Source organism: Bacillus sp. AR4-2 (assembly GCF_008274865.1).
Classification (GTDB): Bacteria; Bacillota; Bacilli; order Bacillales; family Bacillaceae_G; genus Bacillus_A; species Bacillus_A cereus.
This window is the reverse complement of sequence record NZ_CP031062.1, coordinates 2,640,009-2,654,345: the sequence shown is the minus strand read 5'-3', so window position 1 is coordinate 2,654,345 and position 14,337 is coordinate 2,640,009. Positions and strand designations below refer to the sequence as shown.

Below are 14,337 nucleotides of genomic sequence, written 5' to 3'. Positions count from 1 at the left end.
GTAATGAGTATATGACTATAAGTTCATATAAAATGAACGTTTGGAGGAATAGAAAATGACTAATGATTTAATTCAAACAATCGATTCATTAATGGTAAATATTCCAGTTGGAGAGGTAGTATTAAGAGATGATCGAATAAAAAAAGAATGGATAGTGCAAATTCAACCATTTTTTCTTGCAAAGTATGCTGTAACAATGGAACTATATGATGCTATTACAAATAGTACATTAAATAATTTTGATAAAAATCATAAACCAGTTGTCAATATTTCATGGAACGATGCCATTGCGTTTTGTAATGTACTTTCAAAAAAAGCGGGATTAAAAGAATATTATTCTATTAGTGATGATAGTCAAATTGTGAAATGTAATTTAGATTCAAATGGCTACCGATTACCATCTGAGGCAGAGTGGCAATATGCATGTAAAGCAAGTACAACCGGATATACATACGGGAAACTCCATGATATAGCGTGGTATAATGAAAATTCAAATGGAGAGATTCATGAAGTTGGCCAAAAAGAACCGAATGCATGGGGGCTTTATGATATGCTAGGGAACGTTTGGGAATGGTGTTATGATTTGTATGATGAAACAGTGTACGGATCATACCGCATTTTTCGTGGTGGTAGTTGGGCTGAAACAGCGAGAGGATGCGGCGCTACTTGTCGTCGTCGAAGCCATCCTACATTTCATATAGATGATCTCGGTTTTAGACTTGCTAGGTCAATTTAGTAGGAACATGTTACGAACAGCTAGGAAAAGAGTATGGAGAGAATCCGTACTCTTGCCAACATAGAAACGATTTAACGTAAGGAGTGTTTATTATGGCGCGTGTTTTATTTATTAACGCTGGATCAGAAGGACATATAAATCCAACTTTACAAGTTGTAGAAGAATTGATTTCTCGTGGTGAAGAGATCGTTTATTTTTCAATAGAAGCTTTCAGGGAGCGGATTGAGAAGACAGGTGCTACTGTACGAACGATTGATGATCAAAAATTTATAAAAGCGTTTCTATCTGGAGGCAGAAATTATTTACAGGAGAGAATAAATGGCCTTCTACATACAGCGGATATTGTCATACCTAGCGTTCTAGAACAAATTGAAGGTGAACATTTTGATTACATAATTCATGATTCTATGTTTGGCTGTGGCCATTTAATTGCTCAAATCCTTAAACTTCCAGCCATAAATTCATGCACATCTTTTGCGCAGGATGAAAAATCCTTTGAGCAAATGTTAGGTCATCTATCAAAAAATATCTCAGTAGAAATTTATGATAAAATACAGAATGATTTTCAAAACTTAACGAAGGGAATTGCTGAAAAATATGGTGTTGAAATAAAATCATCGTATGAAGTTTTCTGTAATCCTGCACCCCTTACTATTGTATATACAATTAAGGAGTTCCAGCCTTTTGGTGATACGTTTGATGAAACATATAAATTTGTAGGACCATCTATCTCTGCACAAATGAAAAACAGAGACGTTGATTTTACTTCAATTGAAGAAAAAAGTCCGATTTATATTTCATTAGGTACTGTTTTTAATGAAGCGATTGACTTTTATAAACTGTGTATGAAGGCCTTTGAGAATAGTGAGCATACAATTGTTATGTCTATTGGTAGTAAAACAAAAATAAGTGATCTAGGCGAAATTCCTAAAAACTTCATTGTGAAAAACTATGTACCCCAAACTGAGCTGCTTACATATACGAAACTATTTATTACACACGGCGGGATGAACAGTGCGCATGAAGGACTGTATAACGGGATTCCGCTCGTTGTAATACCGCAAAGTGCAGATCAGCCAGTAGTCGCAAAGCAAGTGGAGAGTCTTGGAGCAGGAATAAAATTACAAATGCAAGGATTAACTGCGGATCAACTAAGTGAAAGTGTAGAAATGGTATTAAATAATCCGTCATTTAAAGAAGTCGCTTTGAATTTGAAGAAATCTTTCCAAAAATCAGGTGGATATAAGGAAGCTGTTGATGAAATTTTTATATTTGTAGGTCAGTGAAAAAATGAAATTATACATTAGAAAAGCATCTAAATAGGATGCTTTTTATTTAACTTTATAATTCTTATTTTTAATATTTAGTATGGTTAAAACTAAGGCACTGAGAGATATAAGTATAAGAATAAAAGTTAACTAGTTAAATGTATTGTCAATTATGAAGTAAAGATGATAGATAAATATATTCAAATTTTATTTTAAAATGTTAGGACTTAGTTTTACATGTTAGTAATAATTTCACTGTTTCTGCACAACTTCTGCACATACTCAGGTAATTTCTATGTCATGATATATTCATAAAGTGAAATATTTCACAAGAAAAATATAATTTCACTGCGGTGTATGCATAATTAACACATACATCGGTACAAGTTTGTCTCTTGTTATTCTTTTACATCAAAGCCCACATTCCACTACAAAGTATAACAAGAAGGAGACATGAACATGAATAATCGATTTTTAAAACAACTACAAAATATGAAAATGAACAAAAAAAGTTTAGGAGCTGTAGCATTAACAGCTGGAATTATTAGTACGACACTTATTCCTCAAAATGCTTATGCGCACGGTTTTGTTGAAAAGCCTGGTAGCCGATCTGCTTTATGTAGTCCAACTTATGGTGCGCTAAATGTAAACTGTGGAAGTGTTATGTATGAACCACAAAGTTTAGAAGCTCCAAAAGGGTTCCCACAAGGTGGTCCAGTAGATGGACAAATTGCTTCAGCAGGCGGAAAATTTGGTGGTATTTTAGATCAACAAACAGCAAATCGTTGGTTTAAAAATACAATCACTGGTGGGGAAAATACATTTACTTGGAAGTATACTGCGCCTCACTTAACGAGTAAGTGGCATTACTATATTACTAAAAAAGGATGGAATCCAAATAAAGCGCTAACAAGAGCAGATTTTGAACCAATTGGAACAGTACAACATGATGGTTCTGCAGCTTCAAATAATTTAACTCATAAAATCAATGTACCTACTGATCGTAGTGGATATCATGTGATTTTAGCAGTATGGGATGTAGCTGATACAGCAAATGCATTCTATAATGTAATTGATGTTAATCTTATTAATGATGTGAAACCAGACATAGAAGCGCCAAGTATTCCAAATGGACTTCAGACGCAAAAAGTAACAGCGAATAGTGTAGAACTAACATGGAACGCTTCTACGGATAATGTAGGGGTAAAAGGATATCAAATCTTCCGTAACGGAGAGATGATTGATACAGTACTAGGCACTCATTTTATTGATAAGAAATTACAACCAAGTACAGAATACTCTTATACTGTAAAAGCAATTGACGCAGCTGGAAATGTATCGAAAGAAAGTGCAGCGCTTACAGTAAAAACGACAGTTGAGACTCCTGATACAGAAGCACCAACACAACCAAAAGGATTACATAGTATGGGAACGACAGCGTCAAGTGTGGATTTAATGTGGAGTCCATCTGACGATAATATTGGTGTAGACCATTATGATATTTATAGAGAAACAGAAGGGGCAATGAAAAAGATTGCAACATCCAATACAACTTCTTATTTGGATAAAAATCTGCTCGCTAATACTACTTATAAATATGTAGTGAAAGCTGTTGATGTAGCTGGAAATGAATCCGTACAGAGTGATATATTCACAATTACTACAAAAACTGAAAACGCTTCATATGAAGCGTGGGATGCAAAAAAAGCATATAAAAAGGGAGATAGAGTTCTGCACGAAGGAAAAGTATATGAAGCAGTCCAGAGTTATCAAGGAAATGGTGATCCAAACTGGATTTATGCATTATCATTATGGAAAACAGTGTAAGCTTTACTTAGGTATGAACTAAGAGATGATGGGCTTTGATGCAAAAGGGAATCTTGAGAATTCACTTTTCTATTAATAAAAAAAGGTAGTGTATGAATACATAAGATTCATACACTACCTTTTTATTATGATAATACTTTCGTCATAAGTATATGTGGAATGCCATCTTCCATAAATATATCAGAAGAAGTTTGATAACCTAGTTTTGTATAAAATCCTTCAGCTTGTGTTTGACCGTGTAGTTTCACTTTTGTAACTTGTTTGTTACGAGCAAGTTCTTCTAACGTTTGAATGATGACTTTACCTAATCCGTATGTACGATAATCTTTTAAAATACAAATACGTTCTAATTTTCCGACACCATCAACAAATCGTATACGCCCTGTGCCTACAGGAAGCTCATGATAATAAACTAAAATATGTTTACATTGCTCTCCGATTTCATCGAATGTATCAAATTCATCTGCAAGAGGGACACCTTGTTCTTTTACAAATACTTCTTTTCGAATATGAAAGGCAGTTTCTAAATCAGCAAGTTCTGTTATAAGTTTGGATTGCAAAATGTTCAGTCCTTTCTAATGTAATCAGCTTGTGTTTTCATAGTATATCATAATAAAGCGCTATAAAGAGAAGAACATACTAAAAAGCCAACTTTAAAAAGTTAGCTTTTATTACAATTCCTTTATCCCATTTTTAGCGCCGATAATTACTTTACTCGTCATACTTATAAATAACCCTGTTTCAACTACACCAGTAATCATTTTTAATTGAGTGTGTAAATGGGCAGGATTAGAAATATGATTAGGGAATATACAATCGATAATCATGTTATTGTTATCGGTTATATAGGTTTTATTGTTTTTCAAACGTAATGTTGTTTGACATCCTAAAGACTGAATTTTATTTTCGGTTTGTTTCCATGAAAAAGGGATGATTTCAATAGGTAATGGAAAAGTACCTAAATGTGTTACAAGTTTCGATTCATCAGCAATGATAATTAGTTTTTTAGAGGAAGAGGCAACGATTTTTTCACGAAGTAATGCACCGCCACCGCCTTTTATAAGTTGTAAATTTGAATCAATTTCATCCGCTCCATCAATTGTAAGATCAAGACTTTGTACGTCGTTTAACGAAATTAGGGGGATGTTTAGTTGCTGTGCTAATGCTTCAGTTTCCTTTGATGTTGGTACAGCTTGAAATGATAATCCTTCTTTTACACGCTCACCTAATTTTTGTATTGTCCAATATACAGTAGAACCTGTACCAAGCCCAATTTTCATGCCATCGTTTACAAAGTTAGCAGCATATTCGCCAGCGAGCTGTTTTAAATTCATCGCTTTACTCCGCCGGACGTGGCCCAGCATCAAGACCTGAATTTTCAACTGTAAGTACCGGACGAACGACTATATCTTTATGTACACGCATTTGACAAGATAATCGTAAATGATCTTCAATTCCTTTTTCCGTCATTGCATGTTTCTCATTCGCACTCGCTTCACAGAAATCACCTGCTAGTATTTCTACTCTACAAGTTGTGCAACGTGCATTCCCGCCGCAACGATGAAGAATGTTGACACCGCTATCTTCAATTGCTAATACTAACTTTGTTCCTTCTTTCACATCAAAAGTTCCCGCACCTTCAATTGTTAATTTTGGCAAATTTGTTCCTCCTCACGTAAAATTGTACATAACATATTTATGACCGCGAATTATTGAACATAAACATTATTTTTTTATATCCCCGTAACTTTTTTTAATGTTGAATCGTTTATTAAGTAAGCGCTGAAAAGGAGTGGTTATTTTGTGCACAAAAGTAACTCATGTTTTAAAGAACCATATCGATATGAATCATTCAAATATAAACTTTTTAATTGAACAATATGGAGAGTTAAAAAGATACTGTACTTTTTTAACGAAAAACAAATGGGATGGGGAAGATCTCGCCCAAGAAACAGTGTGTAAAGTGCTTCAAAAATATAGAAATAAAGATATTTGTATGACACTCGTCTATAAAATAGCAAGAAATCGTTGGTTAGATCAGATAAAGTCTAAGTCTGTTCATGAAAAAATAAGAGAACAAATCACTTTTGAAGAACCACATGAGAACATTGCAGATTTGCATGAAATGGTAGGGAAAGTATTGTCTTCATTAAATGTACAGCAATCCGCAATTTTATTATTAAAAGATGTTTTTCAATATAGTATCGCTGATATTGCTAAAGTGTGTTTTGTATCAGAAGGTGCAGTAAAGGCTTCTTTATTTCGAAGTAGAAATAGGCTGAAAACTGTAAGTGAAGAAGGGATTGAGATAGTCGAATTCACAGAGGATATTGAAGTTGTTGTAACATCTATTCGTGAGGAAAGACCAGAATTGTTAACGAAACTTCTTCCGACAATAGATTTTACTAAGTTACCATCTAAACAGCCAGTGTTATTATTTAATGTGAAAAAACCTTCTTCCTACAGTTGTATGCTTTGCGCAGCATAACAAGTATTGGAGGGATTTAAAATGAATGCAATTCCATATGTAGTAGAACAAACAAAATTAGGAGAACGTTCCTATGATATATATTCAAGGTTATTAAAAGACCGCATTATTATTATCGGCTCAGAAATTAACGATCAAGTAGCGAGTAGTGTCGTAGCGCAATTATTATTTTTAGAAGCAGAAGATGCAGAAAAAGATATATATTTATACATCAATAGCCCAGGAGGTTCAACGACAGCAGGTTTTGCAATATTAGATACGATGAATTTAATTAAACCAGATGTGCAAACGCTATGCATGGGCTTTGCGGCATCATTCGGTGCATTGTTATTATTATCAGGAGCAAAAGGAAAACGGTTTGCGCTCCCTAACAGTGAAATTATGATTCATCAGCCGCTTGGTGGTGCACAAGGGCAAGCAACAGAAATTGAAATAACTGCGAAAAGAATATTAAAGTTAAAGCATGATATTAATAAAATGATTGCAGAAAAAACAGGCCAACCGATTGAAAGAGTAGCACATGATACAGAAAGAGATTATTTTATGACTGCAGAAGAAGCGAAGGCATATGGGATTGTAGATGACGTTGTTACGAAAAAATAAGATGAAAAAGGCTAGAGGATATGTTAATTCTCTAGCCTTTTTATTAATCCTTTACCCATTCATCAACTAATGCTTGATTTTTTTTAATCCATTTTCGCGCAGCCTCTTCAGGATCTTTTGTTTTATTTAACATGACCATTAACGTACCGAGCTGTTCATCGTTCATTTTCCATTTATCAAAGTATTTTATAACATCTGGGTGATCTTTTTCGAAACCTTTACGAACGGAGTAATAAATGTCATCTTTTTCACCATATACTTTCTTAGGGTCTTTTAAATATTTTAAGTCAAATTCTGAAAAACCCCAATGCGGATTCCAAAGCGTAACAGCGATTGGTTTCTTTTTTGTATATGCTTTCTTTAGTTCACTCATCATCGCAGCTTCAGAAGATTGGACAAGTTTTAGTTTTATATCATATTCTTTCATTGCTTTATTCGTTAAATTCATAAGACTACTACCGGGTTCGATACCGACAATTTTATTATCTAGTTCATCTTTATGAGCATTTAAATCTTCGATACTGTTTATGTTTTTCATATAAGAAGGGACGACTAAACCTAGTCCAGTACCTTCGTACCATTTTGATTTTAAGACAATATCATCTTTATAACGATCGTTTAGCGGTTTATCTGTAACTGGTAGCCATACTTCTAAATTCGCATCAACATCGCCACGAGCGACACCAGTCCAAATTGCGGCTTTTTCTAAATACATGAGCTCAACTTTGTAGCCTTTTTCTTCTAATAAAACTTTCCACATGTTTGCAGTTGCAATATTTTCTTTCCAACTTGTTACACCAAGTTTAATTTTTCCTTTCGAATTTGCATTTGTTGCATTACATGAAGTGAAAATCATAGTAATAAATAATGCAAGGCATATAAACCAAATTTTCTTTCGCATCGAAAACCTCCTAAGTAACGTTTGCCTTATAAAATAAATGTATAAGTAAGCATTCTTATTATGAACGGAAACGAGAATTTTAAAGAAATCTTATGAATGTCATTTTTATGTAATATTTCTTTGTAAAATCGCAACACTATGTGAATAGATGGGTAGAAAAGGAGTAGTGACATGGATAATACAAAGGTGCGTGTTGAAAACGTAACAAAAGTATTCGGGAAACATCCGCAAAGAGCCCTTTCCTTATTAAAAGAAGGAAAAAGTAAATCGGAAATTTTAAAAGAGACAGGAATGAACGTTGGGGTGAAAAAAGCAACGTTTGAAGTTTACTCTGGAGAGATTTTCGTTATTATGGGTTTGTCTGGTAGCGGGAAATCTACGCTAGTTCGTATGTTAAATCAATTGATTAAACCAACTGCAGGTCATATATACATAGATGGTGAAGACATCGCAACGATGGGAAAAGAAGAGTTACGGAGAGTAAGAAGAACGAAAATGAGTATGGTATTTCAGAAATTCGCTCTATTTCCGCATCGTACAGTTATACAAAATGTTGCATATGGTTTAGAAATACAAGGAGTTCCGGTTGAAGAGCGAGAGAAAAAAGCGTTAGAATCGCTACAGTTAGTAGGACTCGATCATCATAAAGATAATTATCCAAGTCAACTTAGTGGTGGTATGCAGCAGCGCGTTGGAATCGCAAGGGCACTAACGAATAATCCAGATGTATTACTAATGGACGAGTCATTTAGTGCATTAGATCCACTTATTCGAAAAGAAATGCAAGATGAATTGTTAGAGTTACAAGATAAAATGGAAAAAACGATTATATTTATTACGCATGATTTAGATGAAGCGCTTCGAATTGGAGATCGTATCGCATTAATGAAAGATGGAGAAATCGTCCAAATTGGAACGCCAGAAGAAATTATGATGAGCCCCGCAAATGAATTTGTAGAAAAGTTTGTTGCGGACGTGAATTTAGGAAAAGTAATTACGGCTGAGTCTATTTTAAAACGACCAGAAACTTTATTGATTGATCGTGGACCTCGTGTGGCCCTTCAAATTATGAGGAATGCAGGCGTCTCAACTGTATATGTTGTAAACAAAAAGTATGAGTTTTTAGGTATATTAACTGCGGATGATGCGAGTAAAGCAGTACAAAAACAGTGGCCGATTGCTGATTTATTACTTAATGATATTCCGCATGTGTATTTGGATACTTTACTGGAAGAGACATATGCAAAAATGGCAGAGATGAAATATCCGTTACCAGTAATCGATGAGAAGAAAAGGCTAAGAGGAATTATTAAACGTGAAAGTGTCATTCAAGCTCTTGCAGGAAACATTGAGGAAGAGGTGAAAGACGATGAATAGTATACCACGTATTCCATTAGGGGAATGGGTCGACTCATTTGTTGCAAGTTTATATGAGCACTTTGAAGGCTTATTCCGAGGATTCTCTTATATTATTGGTGGATTCGTTGATTTACTCACTAATTTTTTAACAATAATACCTGCCATATTGATGATTATTATCTTGTGTTTCTTCATTTGGTACACAACGAGGAAATTATCTTTAGTCATTTTTACGCTTATTGGATTATTATTCATTTTGAATATTAACTACTGGGCACAAACGATGCAAACATTAGCACTCGTACTTACGTCTGTTATTATTTCAATTATTGTCGGAATTCCAATTGGTATATTAGCATCTCAAAATGAGCGGTTCTCAAAATTTTTAAAGCCAACATTAGATTTTATGCAAACAATGCCGGCATTCGTATACCTCATTCCAGCGATTACATTTTTCGGAGTTGGTGTAGTACCTGGAATTATTGCATCGGTAATCTTTGCAATGCCACCGACAATTCGTTTTACTGACTTAGGAATTAGACAAGTTCCAGAAGATTTAATTGAAGCAGCGAATGCGTTTGGATCCACAGCATCACAAAAACTATTTAAAGTACAATTACCACTTGCAACCGGAACGATTATGGCTGGTGTGAACCAAAGCATTATGCTTTCGTTATCGATGGTTGTAACAGCATCACTTGTAGGAGCTCCAGGGCTTGGAGTTGATGTATATCGCTCTGTAACACAAGTTAATATCGGAATGGGATTTGAAGCTGGATTAGCTATCGTAGTAATCGCAATCATATTAGATCGAATTACACAAGGGTTCCATACGAAAAGAAAATAATGACCAAAAAACACACTTTTATAATACAAAGTGTGTTTTTTATTGTATCTAGATTACATATGAACGATAACAGAACCTCCAGCTGGTGCACAAACTTGGTTTTGTTGTTGTTCCATTGATTTGATGAATTGATTATTTTCCTCGATTAATGAGATTAATTTAGTTAATTGACTTTCAAGACTTGCGATATGATGCATCATATATTGTGAATCATGATGCAATGTATTCCTTGCGGGATGGGGGGAATAAACATACTGTTGATTTATATTTGGATTCCAATGAGGATACATTTGAATTGTTCCTCCTTCAATAAATTACGAAGCTTTCTTATAGTAAATGCCTATGTATAATCAATAGTTACTTGAAAATTTTTCAATATAAAAGGAGTATGTACAGAAAATGGAAAATATTATATGTGAAGTTAAAGTACATTTTTTTGAAATGTTCAAGTGAGATAGTGAATATATTAATACATTCAAGTAAGCGTATGTTGTTTAGCGAGAAATGATGGGAGGAGATGCAATTTTGGCTAAAAATAAAAAAAGAAATGATGCTTTGGCAATAGGTATTGGTATAGGAGTTGTAATCGGTGTATTCCAAGGTTATTTTACAAATAATTTAGTAATCGGAATTGTGATTGGGATCGTAATTGGGATTGCGTTTTTGAAGAAATAATGAGGTTTAAATTCATTTCAAAAATTGCTGTATCAAAAGAGTGAATCTTCGGAATATAAATCCTGTTTTTCCTTTTTTTATGATATTATATATGAAAAGGATGGTGATGAATATGTCAACGAACGATCAAGTAAAACTAAACTGTTTTATTTGTGAAAAGCATAAAGGAAATATTATAGTTCCAGGTGGAGCTATTTACGAAGATGAACTCGTTTACGTTGGACATGTCCACTGGGATAGTGAAGAAACATACTTGGGTTATGTAATGATAGATATAAAAAGGCATGTACCTGGCCTCGCTGAACTAACAGATGAAGAAGCGAAAGCGTTCGGACTTATAACAAGTAGAGTAAGTAAAGCGCTAAAAGAAAGCGAAGGTGCAGAGCATATTTACACTTTTGTTTCAGGGAATGGTGTACCACATATGCATATGCATATCATACCGCGTTATGCAAATACACCAAAAGAGTTTTGGTCACCAACCGAGATAGCGAAATGGACTGGCGCACCATATGGTGACGCAGCGAAAATCAAAAAACTATGCGAAAGAATACGAGAGTATATGGTGAGTGAATATGCATACAACAAATAATAGACAACATTCATGGGTTGGAAGTAGAGAAATGTGTTTAGACGAAATTTCGGTAAAGCAATATGGTGATATCGTGCTCGGTGCATATGGTGGGAATATTAGTGCCAGAGCAAAAAAGAACGAAGATGGTGCGTTAGTTTGGTCAAATGGTGATTGGGAATTTGCAGCTATATTAGATGGACATAATAGTGCAGAAAGTGTTGATTTAGTAGTAAACACAATCGAAAAAGAATATGAAAATATAAAAGTAATTTTGAATGAACCAATTAATACAGTGTTTCAATCTATTGAAAATCATATACTGACAATTTTTCAGTCATCTTCATTTAAGGAAAAGTGCAAAAAAATTAAAGGTGAAACAGCTTGCTTACTATGTGTAAGGAAAGAAAATTATATATGGTGGCTTTCTATCGGTGATTGTTTAGTGTATGTATTTCATGAAGAGTTACATAAGTTAGGGCAATATGCATTAAATCAACGTCATTTTTACCAATGGATTGGGAATGTAAACACATTCGATTTACCTGTTCCTTGTTATTCATCAGGTATTCGTGAATTACGTACTGGAAAGAACCGAATTGTAATAGTGACAGATGGAGTATTAGAATGCGGGGAACGCCGATATGAAACACCTGTAAATTTGTATAATGCTATGAATAGAAATGATAAAACACTTAAAGAAAATATTCACAATGTTTTAGAACACGTGCATCATCAGTTGGGACGTGATAGTGCGACAATTATTAGTTGGGACGTAGAAAATAAAAGGAATGCTACGTATCCGAGTGATCAGCCGGAGAAAATGCAAGTAAGAAAATAAAAGGATAGGGTTTTCTGTCAATTATAAAAATAACTCTATTAATTTTATCGGTACTATCTATATTCGTTTTTGAAAAAATAGAAAGAAAAAGGATAAACATCCCGAAACAAAAGGGATGGGAAATAGATTGTTGTTATACAATACATAAAACATGTTTTGATAAAACTACTACTAAAGAAGATAAAGAAAATGAATACATTATCTACATATTAAAAAATATATAATCCACTTTGTTACGAAAACATAATTAATTTAATAGGAGGGAATGCAATGGGCAACTCTACTATTTGGATTATAGTTATTATTATGATAATTGGAGGATATTTTTTAGAAAAGTTTTTAAGAAAAAAACTAAATATGCCAAAGGGCAATGCTTGGATATATAAGCATGTAAATAGTTTACATGTAAAATTAGAAATAGGTCTTTTTATCGTATATCTTATAGTAAGTTTTATTTATCTGTTCAAAGTAGAAAATGCTAATATAGGAATTGCTGTACTTACTTATTTCGGAGCAATTTCCTTATTACGCGTATGGATGGAATGGAAGTATAACAGAGAGACAAAGGAATATATTCTTTCTATAATTGGATTCTTTGCATTTGTTTTTATGGTTTCAATGTTACTTTATTTTGATCCTCTTTCTACATACTAATGTCGTTTTGGTTTTTCATGATGAATATTTAAAAAGAGTAGCTACCATTATTTATCTTGATAGTTACTCTTTATATTTACATCTTCTTAAAGCTTCTCAAAACAAGGTATTCCCACAATTTCCAAGGAAGAATCTTCTTCGCAAAAATCATAAATTTCACACCTTTACCGATTGGATATCGTAAATTTGTACGCTTAGATTCAGCAATTTCAACAATTTTATTAGCAACATCTATCGGATTACCAAATGTATTACTACCGCTATTAATATGTTTTTGTATTTTATCCATATACTCTTTGTAAGGAGATGTTGTATCAGATTGGTTTTCAGCTAGTTGTTTCCCAACCTCCCATATGTTTGTGTTATAAGAACCTGGTTCAATTAAAGCAACATCTATTCCGAAAGGTTTTACTTCTAAGCGAAGCGATTCACTCCAGCCTTCTAATGCATATTTTGAAGATACATAAGGAGATAAACCAGGGAATCCAACTTGACCGCTAATGCTGCTTATATTAATGATTTTTCCACTTCTTTGTTTTCTCATATACGGTAAGACAAGCTGGGTAATTGATATAGCTCCAAATAGGTTCGTTTCAAATTGTTTACGGTATTCCTCTACTGGAATTTCTTCTACAAAGCCGCCATTTGCATATCCTGCATTATTAACAAGAAGGTCTACTTTTTGTATTTCTTTTAAAAATAATTGGAAGTTATGTATAGAATTTTGATCGGTTACATCTAATTGTTGAACTTTTATATTTTGCTGTAAGTTAAGTTGAGTAACTTGAGATATTAAGCGCACTTGTTTTTCAAGGTTTCGCATTGTAGCGATAACTAAATAATTTTTTTTTGCGAGTTCGAGTGTAGTTAATAGTCCAAATCCACTTGAGGCTCCTGTAATTATTGCGATTTTTTTATTCATTTTTCGCCAGCTTTCTTTTTCTTTTATCATAACGAGTTATGATAAGAAAATCTATTATTCTTACATTCAGTATGAAATCAATTTGTATGCAAAGAAGGGGATTATAGGGAATGAGCGTATATAGAGTAGTGTATATTAATATGATAATGAAATGAGGGAAGAAAAATGGTCCATGTGAAAGATGTATTAGCAGATCAGTTATTAGCAAATGCGAATGATCCCAGTTGGTATATGCCATTTTCAGATGCAGTTAAGGATTTATCTGAGAGGGAAGCTTTCTGGAAACCGAATGAAGAGTGTAATAGTATAGCCGAAATCGTACAACATTTACTGTATTGGAACTCTACGTGGCAAACTAGGTATAAAGAATCACATGTTAATGCAGTACCCGCTATAGGAGATAATAATAAAAGTTTTATGCTTTCAGATAATCAAACTTTCGATGAATTACGGGAAAAACTACTAGAAAAACTGCTACAATGGCAAACTCTCATAAATGAAGAAAAGGTTGAAAGTGATGTAGTGGGATTTCCTGTTTCTGCAAAATGGTGGGAAGTGTTAGCGAATGTAACAACTCATAATGCATATCATATTGGGCAAATTATTTACATCCGAAAATTACAGCAGAGCTTTGATAATGAATAA

18 protein-coding genes are annotated in these 14,337 nt (G+C 33.7%); 12 read left to right on the top strand and 6 right to left on the bottom strand.

Features of this window, described 5'->3' with window-relative positions:
• The first annotated feature begins 55 nt into the window (after window positions 1–55).
• The 3 genes from DN399_RS13690 (at window position 56) to DN399_RS13680 (ending at window position 3,831) form a co-directional block, all read left to right on the top strand.
• Entirely contained in the window at window positions 56–736 is a 681-nt protein-coding gene (locus DN399_RS13690) for a formylglycine-generating enzyme family protein (RefSeq protein WP_149149700.1), read from the top strand.
• 92 nt (window positions 737–828) lie between these two features.
• Window positions 829–2,022 (top strand): macrolide family glycosyltransferase, encoded by a 1,194-nt coding sequence (locus DN399_RS13685; RefSeq protein WP_149149699.1) that lies wholly within the window; start codon window positions 829–831, stop codon window positions 2,020–2,022.
• Window positions 2,023–2,463: 441 nt separating this feature from the next.
• Window positions 2,464–3,831 (top strand): lytic polysaccharide monooxygenase, encoded by a 1,368-nt coding sequence (locus tag DN399_RS13680; protein ID WP_001065145.1) that lies wholly within the window; start codon window positions 2,464–2,466, stop codon window positions 3,829–3,831.
• A gap of 125 nt (window positions 3,832–3,956) precedes the next feature.
• On the opposite strand, the gene DN399_RS13675 is transcribed toward DN399_RS13680, so the two are convergent.
• The 3 genes from DN399_RS13675 to DN399_RS13665 all read right to left on the bottom strand — a co-directional run bounded on the left by DN399_RS13675 (window position 3,957) and on the right by DN399_RS13665 (window position 5,490).
• Window positions 3,957–4,391, bottom strand: a complete 435-nt coding sequence (locus DN399_RS13675) for a GNAT family N-acetyltransferase (protein ID WP_001190865.1) — start codon at window positions 4,389–4,391, stop codon at window positions 3,957–3,959.
• A gap of 111 nt (window positions 4,392–4,502) precedes the next feature.
• Window positions 4,503–5,165 (bottom strand): ribose 5-phosphate isomerase A, encoded by a 663-nt coding sequence (rpiA, locus tag DN399_RS13670; RefSeq protein ID WP_149149698.1) that lies wholly within the window; start codon window positions 5,163–5,165, stop codon window positions 4,503–4,505.
• Window positions 5,166–5,169: 4 nt separating this feature from the next.
• Window positions 5,170–5,490: a 2Fe-2S iron-sulfur cluster-binding protein gene (locus tag DN399_RS13665; protein ID WP_001125388.1), complete on the bottom strand. Its 321-nt coding sequence runs from the start codon at window positions 5,488–5,490 to the stop codon at window positions 5,170–5,172.
• 142 nt (window positions 5,491–5,632) lie between these two features.
• On the opposite strand from DN399_RS13665, the gene DN399_RS13660 reads away from it, so the two are divergent.
• Window positions 5,633–6,319, top strand: coding sequence for an RNA polymerase subunit sigma-70 (locus DN399_RS13660; protein WP_149149697.1), 687 nt, complete (start codon window positions 5,633–5,635; stop codon window positions 6,317–6,319).
• A gap of 21 nt (window positions 6,320–6,340) precedes the next feature.
• Window positions 6,341–6,922 carry an ATP-dependent Clp endopeptidase proteolytic subunit ClpP gene (gene clpP, locus DN399_RS13655; protein WP_006924303.1) on the top strand — a complete coding sequence of 194 codons (582 nt, stop codon included), beginning with the start codon at window positions 6,341–6,343 and terminating at the stop codon, window positions 6,920–6,922.
• 43 nt (window positions 6,923–6,965) lie between these two features.
• Here the strand turns inward: clpP and DN399_RS13650 are convergent, their stop codons facing one another.
• Window positions 6,966–7,823: a glycine betaine ABC transporter substrate-binding protein gene (locus tag DN399_RS13650; protein ID WP_001227615.1), complete on the bottom strand. Its 858-nt coding sequence runs from the start codon at window positions 7,821–7,823 to the stop codon at window positions 6,966–6,968.
• A gap of 171 nt (window positions 7,824–7,994) precedes the next feature.
• Between DN399_RS13650 and DN399_RS13645 the strand changes: the two genes are divergently transcribed.
• Complete coding sequence (locus DN399_RS13645; RefSeq protein WP_000370606.1) at window positions 7,995–9,200, top strand: quaternary amine ABC transporter ATP-binding protein; 1,206 nt, start codon at window positions 7,995–7,997, stop codon at window positions 9,198–9,200.
• Window positions 9,193–10,029, top strand: a complete 837-nt coding sequence (locus DN399_RS13640; RefSeq protein WP_001084759.1) for an ABC transporter permease — start codon at window positions 9,193–9,195, stop codon at window positions 10,027–10,029. Before DN399_RS13645 ends, DN399_RS13640 begins: the two co-directional genes overlap by 8 nt.
• Window positions 10,030–10,082: 53 nt before the next feature.
• Here DN399_RS13640 and DN399_RS13635 read toward each other — a convergent pair whose 3' ends face one another.
• Window positions 10,083–10,319 (bottom strand): hypothetical protein, encoded by a 237-nt coding sequence (locus DN399_RS13635; RefSeq protein WP_000283219.1) that lies wholly within the window; start codon window positions 10,317–10,319, stop codon window positions 10,083–10,085.
• Window positions 10,320–10,536: 217 nt separating this feature from the next.
• On the opposite strand from DN399_RS13635, the gene DN399_RS13630 reads away from it, so the two are divergent.
• The 4 genes from DN399_RS13630 (at window position 10,537) to DN399_RS13615 (ending at window position 12,770) form a co-directional block, all read left to right on the top strand.
• Window positions 10,537–10,704, top strand: coding sequence for a glycine zipper domain-containing protein (locus DN399_RS13630; RefSeq protein WP_000508397.1), 168 nt, complete (start codon window positions 10,537–10,539; stop codon window positions 10,702–10,704).
• A 100-nt stretch (window positions 10,705–10,804) separates the two neighbouring features.
• Window positions 10,805–11,296 (top strand): HIT family protein, encoded by a 492-nt coding sequence (locus DN399_RS13625; RefSeq protein WP_025709464.1) that lies wholly within the window; start codon window positions 10,805–10,807, stop codon window positions 11,294–11,296.
• Complete coding sequence (locus DN399_RS13620) at window positions 11,280–12,116, top strand: PP2C family serine/threonine-protein phosphatase (protein ID WP_149149696.1); 837 nt, start codon at window positions 11,280–11,282, stop codon at window positions 12,114–12,116. The genes DN399_RS13625 and DN399_RS13620 overlap by 17 nt, the downstream gene beginning before the upstream one ends.
• 270 nt (window positions 12,117–12,386) lie before the next feature.
• Entirely contained in the window at window positions 12,387–12,770 is a 384-nt protein-coding gene (locus DN399_RS13615; RefSeq protein WP_000528447.1) for a DUF4181 domain-containing protein, read from the top strand.
• Between the two features lie 76 nt (window positions 12,771–12,846).
• On the opposite strand, the gene DN399_RS13610 is transcribed toward DN399_RS13615, so the two are convergent.
• A complete protein-coding gene (locus DN399_RS13610; RefSeq protein ID WP_025709460.1) occupies window positions 12,847–13,692 on the bottom strand; it encodes an oxidoreductase in 846 nt (281 codons plus the stop codon).
• 165 nt (window positions 13,693–13,857) lie between these two features.
• Between DN399_RS13610 and DN399_RS13605 the strand changes: the two genes are divergently transcribed.
• Entirely contained in the window at window positions 13,858–14,337 is a 480-nt protein-coding gene (locus DN399_RS13605) for a DinB family protein (RefSeq protein ID WP_006924308.1), read from the top strand.

Excerpts from the sequence above, each read along its gene's own strand:
- DN399_RS13685 (WP_149149699.1), top strand. The coding sequence starts at position 829 with ATGGCGCGTGTTTTATTTATTAACGCTGGATCAGAAGGACATATAAAT.
- DN399_RS13615 (WP_000528447.1), top strand. The coding sequence starts at position 12,387 with ATGGGCAACTCTACTATTTGGATTATAGTTATTATTATGATAATTGGA.
- DN399_RS13610 (WP_025709460.1), bottom strand. The coding sequence starts at position 13,692 with ATGAATAAAAAAATCGCAATAATTACAGGAGCCTCAAGTGGATTTGGA.
- DN399_RS13690 (WP_149149700.1), top strand. The coding sequence starts at position 56 with ATGACTAATGATTTAATTCAAACAATCGATTCATTAATGGTAAATATT.
- DN399_RS13680 (WP_001065145.1), top strand. The coding sequence starts at position 2,464 with ATGAATAATCGATTTTTAAAACAACTACAAAATATGAAAATGAACAAA.
- DN399_RS13620 (WP_149149696.1), top strand. The coding sequence starts at position 11,280 with ATGCATACAACAAATAATAGACAACATTCATGGGTTGGAAGTAGAGAA.
- DN399_RS13635 (WP_000283219.1), bottom strand. The coding sequence starts at position 10,319 with ATGTATCCTCATTGGAATCCAAATATAAATCAACAGTATGTTTATTCC.
- DN399_RS13630 (WP_000508397.1), top strand. The coding sequence starts at position 10,537 with ATGGGAGGAGATGCAATTTTGGCTAAAAATAAAAAAAGAAATGATGCT.
- DN399_RS13650 (WP_001227615.1), bottom strand. The coding sequence starts at position 7,823 with ATGCGAAAGAAAATTTGGTTTATATGCCTTGCATTATTTATTACTATG.
- DN399_RS13645 (WP_000370606.1), top strand. The coding sequence starts at position 7,995 with ATGGATAATACAAAGGTGCGTGTTGAAAACGTAACAAAAGTATTCGGG.
- DN399_RS13605 (WP_006924308.1), top strand. The coding sequence starts at position 13,858 with ATGGTCCATGTGAAAGATGTATTAGCAGATCAGTTATTAGCAAATGCG.
- DN399_RS13640 (WP_001084759.1), top strand. The coding sequence starts at position 9,193 with ATGAATAGTATACCACGTATTCCATTAGGGGAATGGGTCGACTCATTT.
- rpiA (WP_149149698.1), bottom strand. The coding sequence starts at position 5,165 with ATGAATTTAAAACAGCTCGCTGGCGAATATGCTGCTAACTTTGTAAAC.
- clpP (WP_006924303.1), top strand. The coding sequence starts at position 6,341 with ATGAATGCAATTCCATATGTAGTAGAACAAACAAAATTAGGAGAACGT.
- DN399_RS13625 (WP_025709464.1), top strand. The coding sequence starts at position 10,805 with ATGGTGATGAATATGTCAACGAACGATCAAGTAAAACTAAACTGTTTT.